Annotated in this window: 23 protein-coding genes; 14 read left to right on the top strand and 9 right to left on the bottom strand. The window is 39.9% G+C overall.

The features are described 5' to 3' along the window. Positions 1 to 53: 53 nt before the first annotated feature. Positions 54 to 1,109: a DUF6588 family protein gene (locus HQN86_RS23355; RefSeq protein ID WP_172663272.1), complete on the bottom strand. Its 1,056-nt coding sequence runs from the start codon at positions 1,107 to 1,109 to the stop codon at positions 54 to 56. A 94-nt stretch (positions 1,110 to 1,203) separates the two neighbouring features. After that, a complete protein-coding gene (locus tag HQN86_RS23350; protein WP_172663271.1) occupies positions 1,204 to 2,616 on the bottom strand; it encodes an alpha-L-fucosidase in 1,413 nt (470 codons plus the stop codon). Positions 2,617 to 2,767: 151 nt separating this feature from the next. Here HQN86_RS23350 and HQN86_RS23345 point away from each other — a divergent pair, with 151 nt between their 5' ends. From HQN86_RS23345 to HQN86_RS23300, 10 genes are all read left to right on the top strand, one after another. Next, the gene (locus tag HQN86_RS23345; protein WP_172663270.1) at positions 2,768 to 4,165 is read left to right on the top strand and encodes a sensor histidine kinase; all 1,398 of its coding nucleotides are present in this window, start codon (positions 2,768 to 2,770) and stop codon (positions 4,163 to 4,165) included. After that, the gene (locus HQN86_RS23340; protein WP_172663269.1) at positions 4,162 to 4,866 is read left to right on the top strand and encodes a response regulator transcription factor; all 705 of its coding nucleotides are present in this window, start codon (positions 4,162 to 4,164) and stop codon (positions 4,864 to 4,866) included. The genes HQN86_RS23345 and HQN86_RS23340 overlap by 4 nt, the downstream gene beginning before the upstream one ends. Positions 4,867 to 4,983: 117 nt before the next feature. Continuing rightward, on the top strand, positions 4,984 to 6,240 hold the full coding sequence (locus tag HQN86_RS23335; RefSeq protein ID WP_172663268.1) for a putative DNA modification/repair radical SAM protein: 1,257 nt from the start codon (positions 4,984 to 4,986) through the stop codon (positions 6,238 to 6,240). A gap of 13 nt (positions 6,241 to 6,253) precedes the next feature. Beyond that, a complete protein-coding gene (locus tag HQN86_RS23330) occupies positions 6,254 to 7,018 on the top strand; it encodes a TIGR03915 family putative DNA repair protein (RefSeq protein ID WP_172663267.1) in 765 nt (254 codons plus the stop codon). 172 nt (positions 7,019 to 7,190) lie between these two features. After that, complete coding sequence (locus HQN86_RS23325; RefSeq protein ID WP_172663266.1) at positions 7,191 to 7,367, top strand: hypothetical protein; 177 nt, start codon at positions 7,191 to 7,193, stop codon at positions 7,365 to 7,367. Between the two features lie 253 nt (positions 7,368 to 7,620). Then, on the top strand, positions 7,621 to 8,769 hold the full coding sequence (locus HQN86_RS23320) for a DUF3095 family protein (protein ID WP_172663265.1): 1,149 nt from the start codon (positions 7,621 to 7,623) through the stop codon (positions 8,767 to 8,769). Between the two features lie 35 nt (positions 8,770 to 8,804). Continuing rightward, positions 8,805 to 8,990, top strand: a complete 186-nt coding sequence (locus HQN86_RS23315; protein WP_172663264.1) for a hypothetical protein — start codon at positions 8,805 to 8,807, stop codon at positions 8,988 to 8,990. 164 nt (positions 8,991 to 9,154) lie between these two features. Beyond that, positions 9,155 to 11,386: a heavy metal translocating P-type ATPase gene (locus tag HQN86_RS23310; RefSeq protein WP_172663263.1), complete on the top strand. Its 2,232-nt coding sequence runs from the start codon at positions 9,155 to 9,157 to the stop codon at positions 11,384 to 11,386. A 208-nt stretch (positions 11,387 to 11,594) separates the two neighbouring features. Next, positions 11,595 to 11,807: a heavy-metal-associated domain-containing protein gene (locus HQN86_RS23305; protein ID WP_172663262.1), complete on the top strand. Its 213-nt coding sequence runs from the start codon at positions 11,595 to 11,597 to the stop codon at positions 11,805 to 11,807. Between the two features lie 16 nt (positions 11,808 to 11,823). Continuing rightward, entirely contained in the window at positions 11,824 to 12,390 is a 567-nt protein-coding gene (locus HQN86_RS23300; RefSeq protein ID WP_172663261.1) for a helix-turn-helix domain-containing protein, read from the top strand. Between the two features lie 157 nt (positions 12,391 to 12,547). On the opposite strand, the gene HQN86_RS23295 is transcribed toward HQN86_RS23300, so the two are convergent. From HQN86_RS23295 to HQN86_RS23280, 4 genes are all read right to left on the bottom strand, one after another. Next, positions 12,548 to 13,012 (bottom strand): hypothetical protein, encoded by a 465-nt coding sequence (locus HQN86_RS23295; RefSeq protein ID WP_172663260.1) that lies wholly within the window; start codon positions 13,010 to 13,012, stop codon positions 12,548 to 12,550. A gap of 11 nt (positions 13,013 to 13,023) precedes the next feature. Beyond that, positions 13,024 to 15,645, bottom strand: coding sequence for a magnesium-translocating P-type ATPase (gene mgtA / locus HQN86_RS23290; protein ID WP_172663259.1), 2,622 nt, complete (start codon positions 15,643 to 15,645; stop codon positions 13,024 to 13,026). Between the two features lie 124 nt (positions 15,646 to 15,769). Next, on the bottom strand, positions 15,770 to 17,137 hold the full coding sequence (locus HQN86_RS23285) for a sensor histidine kinase (RefSeq protein ID WP_172663258.1): 1,368 nt from the start codon (positions 17,135 to 17,137) through the stop codon (positions 15,770 to 15,772). 8 nt (positions 17,138 to 17,145) lie between these two features. After that, entirely contained in the window at positions 17,146 to 17,826 is a 681-nt protein-coding gene (locus HQN86_RS23280) for a response regulator transcription factor (RefSeq protein ID WP_172663257.1), read from the bottom strand. Between the two features lie 144 nt (positions 17,827 to 17,970). Here HQN86_RS23280 and HQN86_RS27100 point away from each other — a divergent pair, with 144 nt between their 5' ends. Beyond that, positions 17,971 to 18,231 carry an RNA polymerase sigma factor gene (locus HQN86_RS27100; RefSeq protein ID WP_317171735.1) on the top strand — a complete coding sequence of 87 codons (261 nt, stop codon included), beginning with the start codon at positions 17,971 to 17,973 and terminating at the stop codon, positions 18,229 to 18,231. Beyond that, positions 18,228 to 18,398, top strand: a complete 171-nt coding sequence (locus HQN86_RS27095; protein WP_317171734.1) for a sigma factor-like helix-turn-helix DNA-binding protein — start codon at positions 18,228 to 18,230, stop codon at positions 18,396 to 18,398. The genes HQN86_RS27100 and HQN86_RS27095 overlap by 4 nt, the downstream gene beginning before the upstream one ends. Positions 18,399 to 18,413: 15 nt before the next feature. Here the strand turns inward: HQN86_RS27095 and HQN86_RS23270 are convergent, their stop codons facing one another. Together HQN86_RS23270 and HQN86_RS23265 are read right to left on the bottom strand one after the other, a co-directional pair. Beyond that, the gene (locus HQN86_RS23270; protein WP_172663256.1) at positions 18,414 to 19,580 is read right to left on the bottom strand and encodes a chromate transporter; all 1,167 of its coding nucleotides are present in this window, start codon (positions 19,578 to 19,580) and stop codon (positions 18,414 to 18,416) included. Positions 19,581 to 19,587: 7 nt separating this feature from the next. Further along, positions 19,588 to 20,112 carry a hypothetical protein gene (locus HQN86_RS23265; protein WP_216854492.1) on the bottom strand — a complete coding sequence of 175 codons (525 nt, stop codon included), beginning with the start codon at positions 20,110 to 20,112 and terminating at the stop codon, positions 19,588 to 19,590. A gap of 106 nt (positions 20,113 to 20,218) precedes the next feature. Between HQN86_RS23265 and HQN86_RS26925 the strand changes: the two genes are divergently transcribed. Continuing rightward, positions 20,219 to 20,389 (top strand): hypothetical protein, encoded by a 171-nt coding sequence (locus HQN86_RS26925; protein ID WP_172663255.1) that lies wholly within the window; start codon positions 20,219 to 20,221, stop codon positions 20,387 to 20,389. Here HQN86_RS26925 and HQN86_RS23255 read toward each other — a convergent pair. Continuing rightward, complete coding sequence (locus HQN86_RS23255; protein ID WP_172663254.1) at positions 20,386 to 21,222, bottom strand: chromate resistance protein ChrB domain-containing protein; 837 nt, start codon at positions 21,220 to 21,222, stop codon at positions 20,386 to 20,388. The two genes, HQN86_RS26925 and HQN86_RS23255, sit on opposite strands and share 4 nt — an antisense overlap. A 109-nt stretch (positions 21,223 to 21,331) precedes the next feature. Between HQN86_RS23255 and tatA the strand changes: the two genes are divergently transcribed. Continuing rightward, a complete protein-coding gene (gene tatA / locus HQN86_RS23250) occupies positions 21,332 to 21,529 on the top strand; it encodes a twin-arginine translocase TatA/TatE family subunit (RefSeq protein WP_172663253.1) in 198 nt (65 codons plus the stop codon). Positions 21,530 to 21,652 lie beyond the last annotated feature (123 nt).

The following is a 21,652-nucleotide window of genomic DNA, read 5'->3' as shown; positions in this document are numbered from 1 at the left end:
TTTGATAACCGGCTTTTCGTCATGCCAATTCCAAATTATATAAATAAAAGATATTAAAGGCCGATACCGATGCCCGCATTGGCAATACCGTAATTTCCAGAAACACCATAAGAAGCATAAAACCTGACTATAGGAAGTTTAACCTGAAAACCCGCATCAACACGAAAATCTTTTAGGTAGGTTCTCTCAATCCTTACGGGATTAGAAAATGTTTTATAAGTAACCTGGTCACCATTATAACCGCTTATTATCGGGTAGTTTCCGCTCAGTCCCATATCGGCGCTCGACACGTTGTAGCCTAAAGACAGGTAGGGGGTGAACACTGAAAACTGTTTGGATATCAATGCCTGGAATAGATAGTTGTTAAAGTTCCCAAAAATCTCTTGTCCGGAAAAGTCTGTAGACTGTTCGCTGTCTTGCGGCACCGAATTTTCAAGTGGTTGCAGGTTGAGTGATTTCTTATATTTCAGGTTATTGTAACTGAAGGCCAAGGCGAGATCAAAAGGCGCATCCTTAGATAAATCACGCATAAAATTATGTTTAATTCCAAAACCAATCAGAGAAACCGAACCTATTTTCCGGCCAATTGTAAACCTTGGCGCAGCCCGAATAGTAACATCTGTATTGGCGGGCAGGCCTACAGTTAACTGGATCTGTGGTGTAGGTACATAATTCTCCAGCATCCCACTGGGTAATTCAAAAGAAACCAGTTTGTTGTTATTCTCATCATAAACATCCATCAAAGGCCCATTAGCTCTGGTGCTGCCACTAAAGGAGGGTGAAATGACGTCATTGGGGTTCGCTGGACGCAGGTTGCTCGACAAACCGATCCGGGTAACGTCAAATGATTTGCCAGAGGCAGGTACTATTACACCAGTTCCGGTAACACGCAACTCAAAATGGGACAGTCCGAGGGTCTGGGCACTGTTTGTCCACCCACTGTTCATACCCAATCCAAATCCCTTAAAAAGAGACTTGGAATAAGCATCAACAAGTTTTGTGGCATCGGCAGGTCCTGCGTTTATGAGTTGTTCGAAACCGGTCTGGGCAAATAATTGGTGGGAGCTGATAATAGATAACAGTGATATAATAGCAAAAAGTCTCTTCATAATAATTCAGTAATACTATACTAGTAACGTCAGTAAACTGAATTTATCATAAAGAAACTTTTTATAAAGTAATATTTGGGAACCTTAGCGGCTTTTATCTCCTTTCATTATAAACACCAACTTCGGCAATAGATGGTGGGCCATCAGGAGATTGGATAGCTAATTTTATTTTCTCTGCCCAAAGTCTGTCGAAGCGGAAAATCTGAATTTTGCTGTTTTGGTCTACTTTTTCGGTTTTAAGCGGCTGCCATTTTCCACTGGCAAAGTATTGTATGGTATAGGCACTTTTTGTATTCCTTCCCTGAGTAATCACCAGCATATTTACAGGTTTGGCCTTTTCAAAATTGAGCTCATACCATGGCGATTTTACTTCGGAATTTGAAACCCAGGCACTTCCAAAATTATCATCATTGGCAAAATCCATAATATTCATGTCATCACTCCAGCTGCTGTTGCTTTTAACATGTTTAGCAAGGTTACTTGATATGATCGGTGCAGCATGCTCCGGTACCTGCGGAAGCTTTTCAGGTTTTTTATAAAGCTTGCCTATCTCTTTTAAAGCCTGCGCGGCATTTTCATCAATCAAGCCATCTGCATTTGGGGCTACATTAAGGATGAAGTTACAGTAAGCATTGTTATACGGTATAATAAATTTATTTACAAGCTCGTCTACATTTTTAACCGGTGTACCCGGGAAAGATGTTTTCCAAAACCAGTTTTCCTGCAATGGAAGACATGCCAAAGCCGGCAGCTTATTGTGCTCTTTAGAAATGAATTGCCCTGCGCCCTGCTCATACGATTTGATGTCGGTATAAAAAAGTGCTTCTGCCGGGTATTTTGCCGCGTTAAGATCCATTACCAGACAATTGGGTTGTAGTGATTTGATCAGGTGATAGATGTCCTCAAATGGTACATCATCATACGAGATTCTTGACCATGGCGCATCCCATCCATCAATAACCAGAGCCGTTATTTCACCATAATTGGTAAGCAATTCGGTGATCTGATCTTTGATCATTTGAATGTGTTCAGCAGTGATCTGATTGGGGCGGATGCCATGGTGGGTATCCAGAATGGAATAGTAAAGCATTACTTTTAAGCCATTTTTACGGAAAGCATTGGCATATTCCTTTACCACATCACGTCCAAATGGCGTATGCATCACATTATAAGGCGTAGTTTTGGTATTCCAGATAGGGAAACCGCTATGGTGTTTGGTTGTTAAGCATCCATAGGTCATGTTTGCCGATTTTGCTGCTTTAGCCCACTGATCGGCATCAAACTTAGGTGATTTGAACAGGGAAAGGGCTGCATCAGGATCCGACCAGTCCTGGTTCATAAAAGTAGGCATCCCATAGTGGATGAACATGCCAAATCCGAGGTCTACAAAATCCTGTTGAAGTGCAGGGAGCGATTTATTCGGCGCTTTTTGCTGCGCATGTACTGATTTTAAAGGAGAAAGTCCTGAAATCAGTAACAATAAAACTAAAATTCTTTTAATAGTCATTTTTTCTGTTTTGAAATTGGTCAGTGCAAATTTATAGTGAATAAAGAATAAACTTGTCGAATGGAAACCTAACAGAAGCCTAACAAAAGCTTAACAGTAAGAAAAATAAAAAAACTTACCCTACTTTTAAAGCAAATTGAATTATTGAAAAATGACAAGTCGCCTATATAAGAGCATAGTGTTAGTCAGCTTTTTGATCCTCATAGTTGTGCAGGCAAGGTTAATTTACAATACATACACTTTACGCGACAGAGACTTCAACTTAAAGGAAAAAACGCTGCTTAATGACGAATACGGGAGGAGCATACCTGCCGACAAAGTGTATCCCGGTGGTGGAAAAATCATTGATTCTATTCTAAGCCGGAATATGCCCAACCTACGTGCGGCTTATCTTAAAGATAAGAAAACCTTTGATCAATTGGCCATGCGGGTAAGTGATACACTTTTCAATGTTTTAAGGATGAAGAGTAACATGGACAGTGTTTTCAAGTCGATCGTTATTGGGAACTCCCTGGATACCAACATGCGTTATTTACTAACGTTTCAATCAATAGAAATAAACTTTGACAACCGTATAGGAGATATTTTCATCTTTGACAGTAAAAAAGCATTTTTTAAAGAAAAGAATAAAGCAAACTATGGGGCTATTATTGATGGTGAGCTCGCCAACCCCACACCTCAAAACAGGGTAACCAATCTTTCTGTAAGCGACAAGCTAAAATACGATTACAGGGTTACGTTTAGCCTTTTTGCTGATCACCCTTACCGCATGTTAAGGGTTGCCTATCAGATGCTTCCTACATTTTCATTGGTGGCAATATGTATTCTCATAACTGTTGGCATAAATTATTATACTTACATCAACTGGATGAGGCAGAAAAAAGAGGCCGAAATAAAGTCCGATTTTCTGAACAGCATTAAGCATGAATTCAACACACCGATTACTACAATCCTGGTGGCAAGTAAAAGCCTCGATGATGATGTTGTGCTGAACGACAGGCCGCGTGTAAAAGCACTTGTTCACATTGTAGAACGGCAGGCCCGCCGGCTGGAATCGCATATCAATCAGATGTTGGAGCTATCAGTGCTCAAAAAGAAGGCAAATCTGGTAGAAACAGATCTGAACTATTCGGTTATGGTATTGATAAATGATTATAAGGTAAAGCTTAGTCCATCAGATCGCATTACATTTGATCCATATAGCGCTGAAATACTGGTTCGGATCGATTCTTTTGTGTTCACAACTATGCTGAATAATATGTTTGATAATGCTTTTAAATATAACCATAGTGCCCATAAGCATGTCGAAGTATTTATTGATGAACAGCAGGGAAATTATGTGCTCCATGTTGCCGACAATGGAACCGGAATTGAAGATGATGTTAAAGAGAAAATATTCGATAAGTTCTTCCGGTCAAACCAGGACAGTACCATTCCCGGGCTTGGGCTTGGATTATATTACGTAAAAGAATGTCTGGATATTCATGGTTGGAGAATGGACGTGAAAACAAAAATAGGTGAGGGCACAGAATTTATGGTCTATATATGATTTACGATATTGTTATAATAGAAGATGAAATAGATTTAGGAAATGTTGTTTCTGAATATCTTAAGTTAAGGGGCTTTAGTGTGCAATGGTTTAAAACTGCTAATGAGGCATTAACTTATTATGCGGCTAACCAATTGACCAATAAATTGATCATCATTGACGTTCAACTGCCAGATCTAAACGGATTTGATTTAGCTACCGAGATCATGAAAATCAATAAAAACCAACCCTTTTTCTTTTTAACAGCCCATAACGAGAAAGATAACCGCCTCAGGGGGCTCAAAATAGGGGCAATAGATTATATTGCCAAACCCTTTGAAATTGAAGAGCTCGTACTGAGAATTGGGAATATCATCGATAAGTTATCCAACAATTCTTCTGACAGATCCGGTGACCAACCGGAATTTATCGGTATTGCCGACATCAAATACAATAAAAAGCAGTTGTATGTTTTGCTGCCAGATAACAACGAGGTATCACTCACTTTAAGAGAATCAGAATTATTGGATTATCTTTTAGGTAATCTCAACCAGCTGGTAAAGAAAAAGGATATTCTGTTGGCGCTGTGGGGAAATGATGATTATTTTAACGGAAAAAGCCTCGAAGTCTTCATCTCCAGGCTCAGAAGGTTATTTAGAGCATCCAAAGAAATCTCTATCGAGAATGTTTATGGCCTTGGCTATATGTTAAAGGTAAAATAATCATACTCCTGAATTATATGAATAATCGGAATGATTTAAGCAAAATATTTTAAACCTTATTGATGTTGCTAATGTTATTAGCAAATATGACTACTTTTGTTAGTAAAATTTAGAAAGATGTCTGAGCGGATTAGAGAAAAGTTAAATATACTGGCTGATGCAGCAAAATATGATGTATCATGCTCATCAAGCGGGGGAACGAGAAAAAACGACAATAAAGGACTTGGTGATAGCCATGCTTCTGGAATTTGTCATACCTATACAGAGGATGGACGCTGTGTTTCTCTTTTAAAAATTCTCCTGACCAACCATTGCATTTATGATTGTGCTTTCTGTGTTTCAAGAAAAAGTAACGACATTGAACGCGCAGCTTTTACTGTAGAAGAAGTTGTATCCCTAACCATCAATTTTTACAGACGAAACTTTATTGAAGGACTTTTTTTAAGCTCTGGAATTTTTAAAAACGCCGATTTTACGATGGAGCGCTTACTCAAAGTCGTTAAAAAATTAAGACTGGAAGAACGCTTCAATGGATATATTCATTTGAAAACGATTCCCGGTGCAAGCGAAGAATTAATCAGGGAGGCTGGTCTTTATGCAGACAGAATGAGCATCAATCTGGAGATGCCTACAGAAAAGGGACTAAAATTACTTGCCCCGGAAAAGAGCCATGAAGACGTAAAGCGCCCACTTGGATTTGTACAAAATCAAATCGTACAATTCAACGACGAAAAAAAGCTGATTAAAAGTACTCCTAAATTTGTACCTGCGGGGCAAAGCACCCAAATGGTAATCGGTGCAACACCTGAAACAGATAAAGACATTATGCATACCGCAGATGCATTTTATAAAAACTTCTCTCTGAAAAGGGTTTATTATTCAGGTTATATTCCGATTAGCCATGACAATCGTCTGCCGCTTATTGGCACTCAGCCTCCGCTAATTCGTGAGAACAGATTATATCAAACTGACTGGCTCATGCGCTTTTATGGTTTTAACGTTAACGAACTCCTGAACGATGCCAACCCACACCTGGATGTGGATATAGACCCAAAACTTAGCTGGGCGCTTAGAAACCTTCAGTTTTTCCCAATAGATATCAATGTGGCCGCTTATAAAATGATTCTGCGCATCCCTGGAATTGGAGTGAGCTCAGCAAAAAAAATTGTACAAGCCAGAAAATTCGGAAAGTTACGGATCGACCAGCTTAAGAAAATAGGGGTTGCCTATAACAGGGCAAAACATTTTATCAAATGCGCAGATACTCCCTATCAGCTTAAAGATTACCAGGGTACGCAGATCAAGTCATTTATATTAGCGGAGAGCCAGAGTAAATATTTAAAGAATGATGTTCAACAATTGATTTTATTTTAATCCTGCAACTTTAATGATATACGTGATCGATGGCAGTTTAGAAAGTTTGCTGTGTGCAGTTTTTGAATGGTTTGAAAGAAAACCAGGAAAGATTATGCTGCAATTGGAAAAATACTACCAACCGGATGCCTTCACCACGGAATTCCATGTATATAAGGATCGGAAAAAGGCTGATAGGGTATGGACAGGATTAAAAAAGAAATTAGACAGAGGTTGGATGAGAAGATTCTACTGCACCTTCCTCTCAGAATCAGCTCAGGCTTACAGCAGTCTATTTGAGTTTACTTGTTATATATTTTCAAACCCAGCCGGATCAGAGGGCAATTATGGTAATGCCCATGTCTTGGCGGTAGCACAAACAGCCAGGAAGGTTGAAAGAGAGAAACACAGGATGGAAGCTTTCATACGATTTCAACATTCTGCTGATGGAATTTTTTACTGCGTTATAGACCCGGACTTCAATGTGCTCCCTTTGATCATGAACCATTTTAAGAACCGTTATGCAGATCAGCAGTGGATCATTTACGACTTGAAAAGACATTATGGATTATATTATAACCTGGAAAAAGCTGAAGAAGTGAACCTCACTCCAGAAGAAGAAAAGAACTTGCAAAAAACAACCGGGGAACTGCATGCCATCAAAGAAAATCTCTATGCCACATTATGGAAAGATTATTTTAAAAGCACCAATATCGCGGCCAGAAAAAACACAAAATTACATGTGCAGCATGTCCCAAAAAGATATTGGAAATATCTTACTGAAAAAATGGACACTTAAGGGCAGCTTTAGAGTAAATCCGCCTGTCCATTAAGAAAAATTCGGCCTTAAAACCAATTCGCTTAAACAACCGTATATAATGGTACCGGAAATCATAATTCAGATGCTCAAATAGAAAACAAACTACAAAAACCCGTTAATTCAGCATTTAACCTTTTTTTTACTAAAATCAATGTGCGAACAAACTAACCCCGATCTGATAGAACAACAAAACTTTGAAACCCTCCAGGAAGGGCTTCTCGGTGTTAAAAAACAATCCATCGCACTCCGAGCTAATCTGGATAAGATCATCATTGCTTGCGACCACATGCTATATGGAGAAGAACCTTTTAATGAAGACGGAAGCTAGTTCCTGAAACTCTTCAATACTGCCAAGCAGGTGGTCATATCTATTAATAACTATTGTGTATGACTTAACTCTTCTGGTTTATCTTTTCAAAATTAGAAAAACGGTTTTTTAAATCTTATCCAAAACCAAAACACAATACCGGGTTAATTCACATAGATGTCTCAGAGGGTACTATATTTTTACGTTTTTGTTGGTGTGTTGTTTTGTCGTGGATTTGTTGTAATTTCAAATCAACCCTTCTGGTTTTTTTATTATGCAGGTAACCAGTGATTTATTTTATAATCAATTGCCAGAATATAAACTGCCTCTGGCTGAATTGATAAGAAATGAGGACTTGTTTTATCAGGTGCCCCAGGATTGGCATGTGATCATTACTGACATTAAGGGATCTACTAAAGCTGTAATTCAGGGACAGCATGAAACTGTTAATCTACTGGCTACCGGTAGCATTGTGGCAGTGCTGAATTTCGTATTTAAAAGAGGGATAACGGTTCCGTTCTTTTTTGGCGGGGATGGCGCGACCTTTATAGTTCCTCCATCGGTATTAGATGTGTTGATGGATTTGCTACTGCTTTATAAAGAAAATGTTCTGCTTAACTTTGGGCTTGAACTCCGGGTGGGTACCTTGCCCGTACAGCAAATTTATAGCAAAGGGAATGAACTTAGGATCAGTAAGTTCAACATTGCAAGATCTTTTTCCATTCCTGTAGTTCTGGGAACTGGATTAAGTTATGCCGAACGACTGATCAAGGCTGAAGACTATTTGTTTGCCCAACAGGGGGATGTTACTGAGGTTCTGGATCTTAGCGGGATGCAATGCCGATGGGATAAGATCGGGCCTCCTGAAAATAGTAGTGAGGTGGTCACACTTTTGGTTGTCTCTGGCAAAAACAGGACGCAATCACTGGTGTTTAGTAAAGTGGTTGCATTGTTAGATGATATTTATGGGGAACCACGGAAGCGGCAGCCAATTTCAGTTGCCAAACTTAAACTCAATACTACATTTAACCGCCTAAATCGAGAAATGCGTGCAAGGATGGGAGAGATCAGGTTTTTTGAACTGATCCGTACCTGGCTGATCAATTTTTATGGCTTCATCTATTTTCTTACAGCACATGGCAAGGATTATCTGAACCGTCTGGTAGAAATGTCCGATACGTTGGTGATTGATGGAAAAATAAATACCGTAATTTCTGGGAATGATACACAAAGATTGAAACTGCTCCGTGCACTGGATATATTGGAAAAAGAAGGAGAGATTATATATGGTGTTCACATTAGTAATGATGCGATCATGTCTTGTTATGTGCGGGATCTGGTGGATGGACATGTTCATTTTGTAGATGGATCAGAAGGAGGTTATACGAAAGCAGCGATGATGGTGAAAGCTAAATTAGTTTAATAAAATGGTAATTTTAAATAGATAAAGGAAGCAAAATGAAAAGAATATCAAGAAGAAATGCACTAATTCTATTGTCAATTGGATTGTTTGTAATTGCTATTACACAAATCATTTCTCGTTACGTAGGATTGTCTGATTTATTAAAAGGTTCGTTAGTAGGTATTGGCTTTGGGCTTTTAATTTTGTCTGTAACATTTGGCAAGTTTAAAACGGTTTATTAAACATAAAACTCTTTATTAATTATGAAACACGAAATTCGATTGACATTAATGTAGTTTAAGGCTGCTTTTTGTGTGGTGCAGAATTATATAAACTAATTACCATATTATGTAACCCCTTCGAGCCCCTGCCATGGTACCTTTGTATTGTAAATAATAAAAAGATTATGGCATTACAAGAAAATATAGAAACCACTTCTTTTCCCGTCCTGGGGATGACTTGTGCCAGTTGTGCGGTAAGTGTAGAATCTATGATAGGCGCACAAACCGGTGTAAAACAAGCTGAAGTAAATTATGCTACCCAAAAGGTAAAAGTAACCTATGATGCAGGGGTGATCCAACCAGAGGGAATGCAAAAGGTTGTTCAATCCATAGGCTACGACTTAATTCTGGATACTGAGAAAGGAAACGAAAAACAAGAGCAAGTACAGGCCGACAATTATAAAGCGTTAAAAAAGAGAATAATTGCCGCAGGAATATTAACCATACCTGTAGTAGTAATAGGCATGCTTTTTATGGATATGCCTTATGCCAATTACATTATGCTGGTATTATCTGCCCCGGTAGTTTTTTACTTCGGTAAAAACTTCTTTATAAACGCCTTTAAACAAGCAAAACACAGCAGGGCAAATATGGATACGCTGGTGGCATTAAGTACCGGTATCGCCTTTATTTTCAGTGTGTTTAATACCTTTTATCCTGAATTTTGGCACCAAAGAGGCTTGCATCCACATGTTTATTACGAAGCTGCTGCGGTAGTTATTGTGTTTATCATGCTTGGTAAACTACTCGAAGAACGTGCTAAATCCAATACTTCATCTGCCATTAAGAAACTGATTGGGTTACAGCCAAAAACGGTGATGCTGATTACGGATGAGGGAGAAAAAGAAATAGAGGTTGCGGATGTAAAAGCGGGCGATAAACTACTGGTCAGGTCAGGAGAAAAAATCCCGGTGGATGGCAAGATTTACGAAGGAAATTCATTTGTAGATGAAAGCATGATTACCGGTGAACCTGTCGCGGTTTCTAAACAAAAGGACGATAACGTTTTTGCAGGTACCATTAATCAAAAGGGAAGTTTCCGCTTTATAGCCGAAAAAGTGGGCAGCGAAACCATGCTGGCACATATTATTCAGCTGGTACAGGAAGCCCAGGGCTCTAAAGCACCGGTTCAGAAACTGGTTGATAAGGTAGCCGGGATATTTGTACCTATAGTGATGCTGATTGCTATAATTACGCTGGGTGTGTGGCTGTTATTTGGCGGCGAACATGCCTTTACGCAAGGGTTACTGGCTATGGTTACTGTATTGGTGATTGCTTGTCCTTGTGCGTTAGGACTGGCAACACCAACAGCAATTATGGTTGGAATAGGCAAAGGTGCAGAGAGCGGTATTTTAATTAAAGATGCCGAAGCGCTTGAGCTTGGCTACAAAGTAAACGCCATTGTTTTAGATAAAACCGGAACCATTACAGAGGGTAAACCAGAAGTTACTTCTATACACTGGGCCAGTACTTTACCAGAAAATGCAGATGTGTTAAAACAGGTGTTTGCTGCTATGGAACAAAGCTCGGAACACCCATTGGCCGAAGCAATTTTTAATCACCTTAAAAAGGATGGTGTAAAACCTGCAGGCATTACAGATTTCGATAGTTTAACCGGGAAAGGGGTATCCGCAGTTTACAGCGGTAAGAAGTACTGGGCCGGAAGCCATAAAATATTAACTGATCATAATCAGGTAATATCCAGTGAATTGAAAGATCAGGCTAAAGTATTACAAGATCAGGCCCAAACGGTAATTTATTTTGCCAATGAAACGCAGGTGCTGGCAGTAGTATCAATTGCTGATCAGATAAAACAAGGCTCAAAAGAGGCGGTTTCAAAACTTATTAAGCAGGGCATTGAGGTTTATATGCTTACCGGTGATAATAAGGAAACTGCTGCTGCGGTGGCTGCTGCAGCTGGTATAGAAAACTTTGTAGCAGAAGTATTGCCATCTGATAAGGCTGAGTTTGTTAAAAAACTACAGGCTGAAGGCAAGGTGGTTGCCATGATAGGCGATGGTATAAACGACAGCCAGGCATTGGCACAATCAAACGTGTCGATCGCAATGGGCAGGGGTTCTGATATTGCCATAGATGTGGCAAAGATCACGCTGATATCTTCAGATCTTTTGCAGGTGCCAAAGGCGTTAAAATTGTCTAAGAAAACTGTTAGAACTATTAAACAAAACTTGTTCTGGGCGTTTATTTACAACCTGATAGGAATTCCAATTGCTGCAGGGGTATTGTACCCGGTTAATGGGTTTTTATTGAACCCAATGATTGCCGGTGCGGCTATGGCGTTAAGTTCTATATCGGTAGTAAGTAATAGCTTAAGATTGAAATTTGCGAAGTTGTAATGGATGCGCTCGTCATGTAGCTCGATCGTCATCTCGACGATAGGAGAGATCTCTTGAAGTAGCCTTGAAGCAAACTAGCCTAACCAAGAGATCCCTCGGTTCCTCGGGATGACGACGAGTGTGTTAGCCGAATGACTGGCATAGTACCATTACAACAACAACAACAATTCAAAACATAACATAATAACAACAATTAAACTCAAAAAAAATGCAAACTTTAAAATTCAAAACAAATATTAAATGCACAGGTTGTATTGCAACCGTAACGCCTCATTTAAACGGCTTAAATACCATAGAAAACTGGGAAGTAGATCTTGAAAACCCGGATAAAATTTTAAAAGTGGAGGCCGAGGATGAGCTTAAAGCAACAGAAATAATTGGTACCTTAGAAAAAGCCGGTTACAAAGCCGAAGAAGTATGATACTAGTTGATTAGATATGACTTTATATGTAAAAAATATGGTTTGCGACCGCTGTATTATGATCGTGAATGAGCGGTTGCAGAACCTTGGTTTTTCGGTTAAACAAATAACCTTAGGTAAAGTAGAAGTTGCTCCGGATCCCAATCAGGAACAATTGAAAGATATTGCTTTCGAATTTCAGGCTTTAGGTTTTGAACTTATTGAAAAGGAAAAAAACCAGTTGGTAGAGCAGATTAAGAACGAAGTAATCAATTTAGTTCACTATTCAGATCTGGGCGAGATTAATCAAAGTCTGATGCATCTGGTAGCCGATAAATTAAATAAAGACTATAATTACCTGAGTAGATTGTTTTCAGAATCAGAGGGATTAACCATCGAGAAATACATCATCCAGCAAAAAGTAGAAAAAGTAAAAGAACTGTTAGAGTACGGCGAATTGAACCTGAATGAAATATCCTTTAAAATGGGATATAGCAGCAGCGCCCACTTGTCGGCACAGTTTAAGTCATTAACAGGACTTTCTCCGAGCAAATACAAAGCTTCAGCCGTTAAAAACAGAAAACCCCTTGATAAATTGAACTAATAGCTGAGCACCTGCTTAGCTATTGCTCTCGTGATTGGTTCGCAGTTACGTCGCATCATCTTCGGGGTTGATTCGGTTGCAACCGAACGAACCCCGAAGATGATCCTGAGCAATTGTTAAGCAATTGCTCCCGGTGTGTACATAAATGCGTTAGGAATTAATTTAGTGTAATCCCAAACAGGATCCCTATCCAGGGCTTGCCTTGATATATCCAGTTTGCCCTGTTTTTATCAGTTAGCATGTCGATGCCCAAGGCAAGGCCTATATTGATTTTCTTATTGTCGTATATTCCGGCAATGCCATTACTTAAGGCAAGCCCATCATATTCGTAATCAATCTTATCTTCCATAACATGAGGATTTACAGTTATGGCACTAAGACCGCTGAAAGCACCGTAACTAAACCCATTCTTTGCGTCTTCTTTTCTACTGCCAAGGTACAAGGCCGCACTAAAATTTGTATTTAACTGCTCCGGAACACCTTTAACCGAAGGCCTGATTTTACAAGGAACAGAAATAATATTTGTTGTTAAACCACCATTGGTTTCTAAAGATTTACAAGCGTATAAACTTACACTTATGATGCAACCGAGTGTGTAATTTAATTTGTTTTTTGTTTTCATCTCTTTTCGAATTATAGCCACTGATTGAATTTTTTAATGAACCAAACTTTTACCAATTGGGTAAGCAGACAATAACTTATCAGTATTCCAATAAGCCATGGGAAATAAACTAATGGCAGTGCCTGCATTTTTAAACTTTCGGCAAGTGGCGAAAATGGAATGCATATGCCAATAACCATTACCAATGATGTAAGTGCTGTTACCGGAGCCGTTGCCCAGCTTTGTATAAAAGGTATTTTTCTTGTCCTGATCATGTGAACAATCAGTGTTTGCGATAACAATCCTTCTATAAACCAGCCGCTTTGAAACAGCGTTTGCTTTTCAATGGTGTTTGCTGAAAAAACATAATACATAACCGCGAAGGTTGCATAATCAAAAATCGAACTAATAGGGCCTATAAAAATCATGAATTTGCTAATCCCCCTGGCACTCCATTTTTGAGGTTTTTCAATAAATTCTTTGTCCATACTGTCCCACGGAATAGAAATCTGAGAAACATCATATAGCAGGTTTTGTACCAGCAGATGGATAGGTAGCATGGGTAGGAAAGGGAGCAATGCACTGGCACCCAATACGCTAAACATATTGCCGAAATTGCTGCTGGCAGTCATTTTTATATATTTAATGATGTTGCCAAAAGTGCGGCGACCATAAATTACGCCTTGTCTTAAAACCATCAGATCTTTCTTCAATAAAATGATATCGGCACTTTCTTTAGCAATATCTACTGCTGTATCAACAGATATTCCAACATCCGCATTGCGAAGAGCAGGCGCGTCGTTAATCCCATCGCCCATAAAACCTACGGTATGGCCTTTAAACTGTAGTAATTTTACAATGCGTGATTTTTGCATTGGACTAAGCTTGGCCATAATGCTGATGTCATCAATTTGATTGATGATTTCCTCATCGCTCATGATTTCGATCTGATTGCCCAGCAGGATACTGTTTATCGGTATACCCACGTCGCGGCATATTTTTTTGGTTACAATTTCATTATCGCCTGTTAGTACTCTAATGTTTACACCTAGTTTTTGAAGCGCTGCTATTGATGGCTTGGCCGATGGTTTTGCCGGATCCAGGAAGCCTATAAAACCGGTTAAAACCATATTACATTCATCGGCAACGGCGTAGTTGAGCGGGCGTGGTTCGTATTCTTTAATGGCAACCAGTAACACCCTTAATCCCTCTTCGTTTAACTTTCTGGAGGTGTCTATTATAGCCTGTCTCATTTTTTGATCCATTGGAACAATGGCATCGTTCTCTATGTGAAGCTGCTTGTCTTCGCCAGGGTCAAAGGCATGGCTGCACAGGTCCAGCATTTCTTCTACGGCTCCTTTGCAAATCAGTAAGTGTTTGCCGGTATCTGTACCGAGTATAACGCTTAGCCTTCTGCGGTTAAAATCGAAAGGTATTTCATCAATCTTTTGATAGTTATCTGTTTTAATGAAATCTTTTAATTCTGCATGTTCCAGAATGGCAATATCAAGCAGGTTTTTTAATCCGGTTTGATGATAGCTGTTCAAATAAGCCCATTTTAGCACCTCGTCGTCGTCCTTTCCAAATACGTTAAGATGACGCTCCAGTATAATTTTGTCCATTGTAAGGGTGCCTGTTTTGTCGGTGCACAGCACATCCATAGCGCCTATGTTTTGTATGGCATTAAGTCGTTTTACAATTACTTTACGCTTGCTCATGTTTATTGCACCTTTTGCAAGGTTGGCAGTAACAATCATTGGAAGCATTTCCGGCGTAAGGCCAACAGCTACAGAAATCCCGAACAGAAGCGCTTGCATCCAGTCGCCCTTAGTTAAACCGTTGATAAAGAATACCAGCGGAACCATAATGAACATAAAACGGATAAGCAGCCAGCTCACTTTGTTTACGCCTTTATCGAAACTGGTTTGGGTGCGTGTGCCCAGAATTGCTTTGCCTATAGATCCAAAATAGGTTAGGTTGCTGGTGTTTACAACAATAGCCTTTGCTGTACCGCTTACCACGTTGGTGCCCATAAAACAAATATTTTCGAAGTCGAGGGTTGATCTGTTGTCCGTGGTTTTAAGCGGATTGCTGCTTTTTTCTACAGGTAAGGATTCACCGGTTAATATGGACTGGCTGATAAACAGGTCTTTAGATTGTATGATCCTGCAGTCAGCGGGGATCATGTCTCCGGCGCTTATAAAAACAATATCTCCCGGAACCAGATCTTTAATATCTGTTTCTGTTTTTCCGCTGGGCTGTCTTAAAACTGTTGCAGTGGTTTTAACCATGCTTTTTAGCTGGTTAGCGGCTTTATTGCTGCGGTATTCCTGTGTAAACCTGAGCAGAGAGCTGAGCATCACCATAATGCTTACCACGATTACAGTTTTATACTCTTCCTGACCCGGATCGGCCAGAATTACATCCATTATTAATGAAATTATAGCAAGTACAATTAAAATTCCAATAAAGGGATTTAAAAACGCATGAAAGAGCTGTTTATACCATAATGGCGGCTTTTCGTGCTCTATCTCATTTAACCCAAACTGGCGTTGTCTGGCGCTGATGTTTGAGGCTTGAAGTCCGTTTTCATTGCTGTCCAGGATTTGAAGGTACTGGCTTGTGTCTTTTACGGCGATCTCATGTAATGTCATGGCATAATAGTTTAAGATTACTACTTATTTCTAATGTGCCGCAAAAGTATTGAGAGCCCTTGGGAGGGAAGGTTAGAGGAGTTTTAGAATGTTATTAGAAAACCATTAGAATTTTAATGGTTGCTTAGGCATGCTTCAATTCGATGGTAAATACGCTGCCCTGGTTCAGTTCAGAAATTACAGTTATTGTACCCTGATGGAGGTCTATGATCTTTTTTGTAAGGGATAGTCCAATTCCGTTTCCGGCTGCATATTCCTGATTCTGACCCCGATAAAATGGTTCAAATATTCTTGAAACTGTATCGGCAGAGATGCCTGTTCCATTGTCCTGAAATCTTAATATGGTATGATCCATGTGGTAGGTTATGGCAATGGTACATTCGTGTTGCGCAGAGAATTTACAGCCATTTTCTATCAGATTCATAAAGGCCACTTTAAGCAGGTATTCGTTTCCTTTTACGGAAATGGAATGGTCGTTTTCTATTTCTTTTTCGAATATGATGTTTACCTTATAATCGGGGTAGGTGTGCAATACATCGTTTCTGGCATCCAGAAGAACTTCATCGAGGCGTAGTTTTTTAAATGTAATTTCGGTATGGTCGTAGTTTGCCTTAGCCATGTCGAGCAGGCTATTGGATAGGCGCACTACTTTTTGCGCATCGCTGATTGCATGCTGTATTGATTCTTTATACTCAGCATTTTGGCGTTCTTTACCTAAAGTAAGCTGAAGCTCGGCAAGCATTGCTGTTAGCGGGGTGCGCAGTTCATGGGAAATATTGGATACGAACTCCTTTTGGGCATCGAAAGACTTTTCTAATCGGTTTAACATTGCATTAAAAGTAACGGCCAGTTCGGCAATTTCATCTTTGCCGCCGCCCTCGTTAATGCGAAGATCGAGATTGGTAGCCGTTATTTCTTCCACCTCATCTACCATATCAGAAACAGGTTTTAACGCCCTGCTGGCTAAGTACTGCCCGGCTAAGTAAATGAGGATTATACTGATGAAAAAGGCTACAATTAATGTGTATTTCAGGTTTGTTAGTTTGGCGTAACCATACTGATCGGTTGCTGCTGCGGTAATTACGTAATTGCCATTTTTATGCTGGTACAATAGGCCAATTACCTGCATTTTTCCCTGATAGAACTGTATTTGTTTTTCGGCTATGATCTTGTGGATCATATTTGAGTTTTCTTTTACCTTGTCTATATCAACAGCATCATGATAAAGAAGGTGAAATGAGGTATCGTATATGGCCACCTCTTCCTGAAACAATACATTTTGTGAGTTTCTGTAGATGAGTTGAAGAACCGATGGCTCTACTTTGGCATCGAGCAGCAGGTTAACCTTTGTAATGGCAATTTTGTGCAGTTCCTTGTAATACTCGTCTTCTCTGTTTTGGCTGTAGGATAGGTATACTGCCATTGCAAAAACAAACAGCAGGGTTGCTATTATTGCGGTGAAGAGGAGACTTAGTTTATTACGGATTTTCATCAGCGTGGTTATTCTGATTTAAATATAAAGCCTAATCCAGGTTTGGTGTGTATCAGTTTATTGGGATAATCCCGATCTATTTTCTTTCTGAGGTAGTTGATGTAAACATCAATAAAATTTGTGCCTGTATCGAAATGAGTGTTCCAAACTTTGTCGGCTATTTCTGCTCTGGATAACACTCTTTCTGCGTTTTGCATCATGTATTCGAGCAGTTTTAGCTCTTTTGGGGTAAGCGCAATCTCGGTTCCGGATCTTGTTACAGTCATTGTCTGGTTGTTTAATTCCAGGTCGGCATATTTTAATAAAGTGCTTTGTTTTGCCAGGCTGTTGTTGTTCCTTTTAAGCAGCGCACGAATGCGTACATGAAGTTCTCGGAGCTCAAACGGTTTTACCAGATAATCGTCGGCACCGGCATCAAAGCCGTCAACCTTATCGTCGGTAGTGCCTAAAGCGGTTAACATTATTATTGGAAGATGGGGGTGGGCAGCTCTTATTTCCTTACAGAGATCGAGTCCGTTTATTTTGGGAAGGATGATGTCCATGATAATGAGGTCGTAGGTTTTAGATAGGGCTAGTTTTTTTCCCATCTCACCATCAAATGCGAGGGTAACTTTAAAATCCTGCTCTTCTAGCCCTCTTTTAATCAGGCTGGCAACTCTTGGTTCATCTTCTACAATCAGTATTTCCATAATAAATAGCGTGGTAAAGGTAAATGAATTTTAGAATATGTGATTGAAGTGCGAAAAAATATTGCTTCTGTATAGTGGTGATTATTAAAATATTACACAACTTTGTTACTAAGGGTTAACAATTTGTAAAGGTATAATTAACAAATGGCAGACTACAGAACGCTTTCGGATCAGGAGCTAACCGGACTTTTAAAGAATGGAGATCAGACCGCTTATGCCATGATCTATCAGCGGTATTACCGCTTGTTGTACATTCATGCACTTAAGAAATTAAATGACGAGGAAGAAGCAAAAGATATCATTCAGGAGTTTTTTACAACCTTATGGACTAAACGAGAAACCATATTACAGGATACCAATTTCGCTGCCTTTTTATATAAATCGGTACGGTGCCTCCTAAAATGAGGGAAGTTTTTCTGCTGAGCAGGGAAGAGAACTTATCACATAAGGAAATTGCAGAGCAACTGGGGATTTCGGAACAAAATGTTTCAAAGCAGATCTCTAATGCGCTTAAAGTTCTGAGGTACAAAATGGGTGCATCGGTGTTTGTGTTCTTCCTATTTCATATTTAGGTCTTTTGCGGGGCTTTACAAGACTTTTATAGCCACACCAATTATTGCCGCAAGTAGTATTAACTGGGGTTCTTTGATCTGCTTGATGTAAATTAAAGCAAGAGCAGAAAATAGAGCAATGGTAGCAGTTGGTATATCTATAATTGCACGTGTAGCTATAATGATCACTGCACCTACCAGTGCGCCAATTACAGCACCCGTGATGCCATCAACAAAAGCCTTTATACTGGGATTTTTTGCAATCCTTTTAAAAGAAGGAGCCAGGGCAACGGTAAAAAGGTAACAAGGCAAAAAAGTAGCCAATGCCGCCACACAAGCGCCAGGAAAACCCGCTGCCAGATAGCCGATAAAGGCAACTGTAATGACTACGGGACCGGGACTAATCATTGCTACAGCCACAGCATCCAAAAACTCCTGCTCATTAAGCCATCCAAATTCCTGAACTACGCCGCTATGTAAAAAAGGAACAATTGCCAGTCCGCTGCCAAATACAAACGCACCGGCTTTTAAGAAAAACCAGCCAATCTGCTGCAGTGTTTTACCCTCATATTGCCAGAAACCAACGCTCAGTAAAATCAGGGAAGAAGCTGAGGCTGGTCGTTTAATCCATTGCGGTGGCGCTTTAACCAACATGTAAACCACACCGCAGATGATAAAAAATAAAATATCTTCTCTCTTGATGATCACAGTAATGATCACACCGGACAGGTAAAATACCCAAAGCAGCCAATTTGATTTAACAGCTTCGAGGTTTGGTTTACTTACAGATTTAATGGTCAGTTTATAAGCGCTAACCGTGATAATTCCAATTACCGAGGCGCTTACCCCATAAAATACGGCTTGCATACCGGGTAAACCGCTATAGAGCTTATAAGCAACACACAATATAACCACCATAGTAAAGGAAGGGATTACGAAAGCAAGTCCTGCTAATGTTGCGCCCAGTAATCCGTAATGAACAAAACCCATGTAGATACCCAGCTGCGCGGCCAAAGGCCCAGGTGCCAGCTGAGCGAGTGCAAGACCTTCTTTGTATTCCTCCTCAGAGATCCATTTTTTTTGCTCAACCAGATCCCGCTGCATGTAGCCAACTAGTGCAACTGGTCCGCCGAAACCCCAGGTGCCAAGCTTTAAAAAGTAGACGACCAGGTCGGTTAATTTATATGTTGCGTTGTTTTTCATGTCCTTGTTAAAATGCGATCCCAAACTGAAAGCCTACGCCGTAAGACGAAGATTGATCGTTACCAAAACGTGCAGGAAGGGGAATGGCTACAAAGTAACTGCTGCCTTTGTTTTTCTTTACAACTTTGTTGAACACTGGGGTAAGGCCATATCGGCCTGAAGTTTCAAAAGCGAGTCGACCGGCAAAAGTAAATCCATTGCCCAGGGCAACTAAGATGCCTGGGTGAAACAGCACATTGTTGACCTTGCTGCTTGCGCTTGTGGCCTTTATAAGCGGCACTATTTCGCTGGAAAAACCGATTTTAGCGCTTTTCCAAATGTTGATGCCTATGGGCAAGCCAACTATATAACTGTCTTTAAAGTTGGTATGGGTGCCATCGGAACTGAAGGATACAATAGGATGAACAATGCCTACATAACCAGCTAATTTTGGATAAGTTGGTTGCGGGTTTTGAGCTGAAGTGGTTGTAGAAATAAACAGGCTGCAGATACAGCATATTGCGAAACGTATTTTGTTGATTTGAATTTGCATGAACAATGGTACTGCATCGCGAAAAATTAAAATAGAACAGATTTAACTGTTGGTACAGAATTTACTATTTGTGGCATGTTATTAGCAATACAGACTAAAAATGAATATGAAAAAGATATATTTTGTATTGACTATTTGCAGTATGATGTTTTTAATGTCGTGCTATACGCAAAGAACCGCAGGAAATAGTGGTAAAGTACCTCCGGGGCAAGCGAAAAAACGTACGGGATCGAAATCTGCAAAACCATACGCACCTGGTCAGCAGAAAAAGAACTAAACTTTCCTGTTCTTTTTGAACTGGGAAGGTTTAATACCCGTTTCCAGTTTGAAAATTCGGGTGAAATGGCTTTGATCTGAAAAACCTGTGAGATAAGCAATTTCTGAAAGCGAATAATCGGTTGTTTCTATGTAGGCAATTGCTTTGTTTATGCGAAGTTTCCTGATGTACTCGCCAAATGAAAGGTCATCAAAGTATTTGGAGAACTCTCTGGATACATATGCGGGATTCACATTTAATTCGTTAGAGATCCCGGTTAAGCTTAAAGCAAGATTCGTATCTATCTGATCCTGAATAATTGTTTTCAGCTCTTTTGCCCATGCCGGTACTTTATCTGTACTGCTTTTTTTAAGGAGCTTCTGGTATACTTCTATTAATAGCTGCTCTACGGGGCTTTCTGTATGCTTTACATTTTGGAGGTGTGTGGCCCAGGTGTACAGGGCGTCGTAAATTACTATGCCTGCTTTTAAAAGCTCCTGATCGTCTTTAATGTTGTAAGCCATTCCGGCGGCTATTGCCCATAGGCCGGATGCCTGACTTGCCAGGTTATGGCGGTCGGTATCTGCACCTCTAACAATGGGGGCCATTATGGCGAGGGCAGGGTCATCGAGGTTGTATTTTTTTATAAGCGCATCGAAGGTGCACAGGTCGTTTTTATGTGTAAGCTCCACGCCGGGAACGTCAAAAGGTGTGGCGTTTAACGCTGCAGCTTTTTCTATAACCTGATCAAAAGGCACGTAAAAGAAATGAGCGTCTTTATCAATGAAGTTTTTGATTAGCCATGGGCATGCAATCCTGTCTATTTTTGGTCGCTCTCTTGTGATCCAGTTCATATTGTGCGATAATATAGGTAAAGTTACGCAACATGGATTTGTTTTTAATGCCATTTTAATCTGGGGTTGTTATTCTTGTATCAGGTTAATATCATAAATTTTATAACACATGTTACATAATACATTACTGGCGGCATTGGGCACACAAGAGATCCTGGTTATTTTGGTTGTAGTTCTTTTGCTTTTTGGTGGAAAGAAGATCCCGGAATTGATGAGTGGTTTAGGCAAGGGGATAAGGGAATTTAATAATGGAAAGGATGGGGTTGAGGAAAAGGAGGGGAAGGGTGAGGAGAAAGCAACAAAGTAAGAGAAATGAAAAAAATTGCAGGAATGCTTTAGAGCAAACCGGTGTTCTTTAGACGTCGAATAATTAAGGAGACATCAACCGTATCGTGTTCGTTTTTTAAATAAATGTCGGTAAAATATACAG

This window comes from Pedobacter panaciterrae (genome assembly GCF_013204795.1).
Classification (GTDB): Bacteria; Bacteroidota; Bacteroidia; order Sphingobacteriales; family Sphingobacteriaceae; genus Pedobacter; species Pedobacter panaciterrae.
The sequence above is the reverse complement of the archived record's forward strand: the minus strand, read 5'-3'. Positions and strand labels throughout refer to the sequence as shown.

Coding starts and splice junctions, on each gene's coding strand:
- HQN86_RS23315 (WP_172663264.1), top strand. CDS start 8,805: ATGAAAAGAATATCAAGAAGAAATGCACTAATTCTATTGTCAATTGGA.
- HQN86_RS23320 (WP_172663265.1), top strand. CDS start 7,621: ATGCAGGTAACCAGTGATTTATTTTATAATCAATTGCCAGAATATAAA.
- HQN86_RS23295 (WP_172663260.1), bottom strand. CDS start 13,012: ATGAAAACAAAAAACAAATTAAATTACACACTCGGTTGCATCATAAGT.
- tatA (WP_172663253.1), top strand. CDS start 21,332: ATGTTACATAATACATTACTGGCGGCATTGGGCACACAAGAGATCCTG.
- HQN86_RS23340 (WP_172663269.1), top strand. CDS start 4,162: ATGATTTACGATATTGTTATAATAGAAGATGAAATAGATTTAGGAAAT.
- HQN86_RS23300 (WP_172663261.1), top strand. CDS start 11,824: ATGACTTTATATGTAAAAAATATGGTTTGCGACCGCTGTATTATGATC.
- HQN86_RS27095 (WP_317171734.1), top strand. CDS start 18,228: ATGAGGGAAGTTTTTCTGCTGAGCAGGGAAGAGAACTTATCACATAAG.
- HQN86_RS23325 (WP_172663266.1), top strand. CDS start 7,191: ATGTGCGAACAAACTAACCCCGATCTGATAGAACAACAAAACTTTGAA.
- HQN86_RS26925 (WP_172663255.1), top strand. CDS start 20,219: ATGAAAAAGATATATTTTGTATTGACTATTTGCAGTATGATGTTTTTA.
- HQN86_RS23255 (WP_172663254.1), bottom strand. CDS start 21,222: ATGAACTGGATCACAAGAGAGCGACCAAAAATAGACAGGATTGCATGC.
- HQN86_RS23310 (WP_172663263.1), top strand. CDS start 9,155: ATGGCATTACAAGAAAATATAGAAACCACTTCTTTTCCCGTCCTGGGG.
- HQN86_RS23265 (WP_216854492.1), bottom strand. CDS start 20,112: ATGCAAATTCAAATCAACAAAATACGTTTCGCAATATGCTGTATCTGC.
- mgtA (WP_172663259.1), bottom strand. CDS start 15,645: ATGACATTACATGAGATCGCCGTAAAAGACACAAGCCAGTACCTTCAA.
- HQN86_RS23280 (WP_172663257.1), bottom strand. CDS start 17,826: ATGGAAATACTGATTGTAGAAGATGAACCAAGAGTTGCCAGCCTGATT.
- HQN86_RS27100 (WP_317171735.1), top strand. CDS start 17,971: ATGGCAGACTACAGAACGCTTTCGGATCAGGAGCTAACCGGACTTTTA.
- HQN86_RS23285 (WP_172663258.1), bottom strand. CDS start 17,137: ATGAAAATCCGTAATAAACTAAGTCTCCTCTTCACCGCAATAATAGCA.
- HQN86_RS23350 (WP_172663271.1), bottom strand. CDS start 2,616: ATGACTATTAAAAGAATTTTAGTTTTATTGTTACTGATTTCAGGACTT.
- HQN86_RS23330 (WP_172663267.1), top strand. CDS start 6,254: ATGATATACGTGATCGATGGCAGTTTAGAAAGTTTGCTGTGTGCAGTT.
- HQN86_RS23335 (WP_172663268.1), top strand. CDS start 4,984: ATGTCTGAGCGGATTAGAGAAAAGTTAAATATACTGGCTGATGCAGCA.
- HQN86_RS23270 (WP_172663256.1), bottom strand. CDS start 19,580: ATGAAAAACAACGCAACATATAAATTAACCGACCTGGTCGTCTACTTT.
- HQN86_RS23305 (WP_172663262.1), top strand. CDS start 11,595: ATGCAAACTTTAAAATTCAAAACAAATATTAAATGCACAGGTTGTATT.
- HQN86_RS23345 (WP_172663270.1), top strand. CDS start 2,768: ATGACAAGTCGCCTATATAAGAGCATAGTGTTAGTCAGCTTTTTGATC.
- HQN86_RS23355 (WP_172663272.1), bottom strand. CDS start 1,109: ATGAAGAGACTTTTTGCTATTATATCACTGTTATCTATTATCAGCTCC.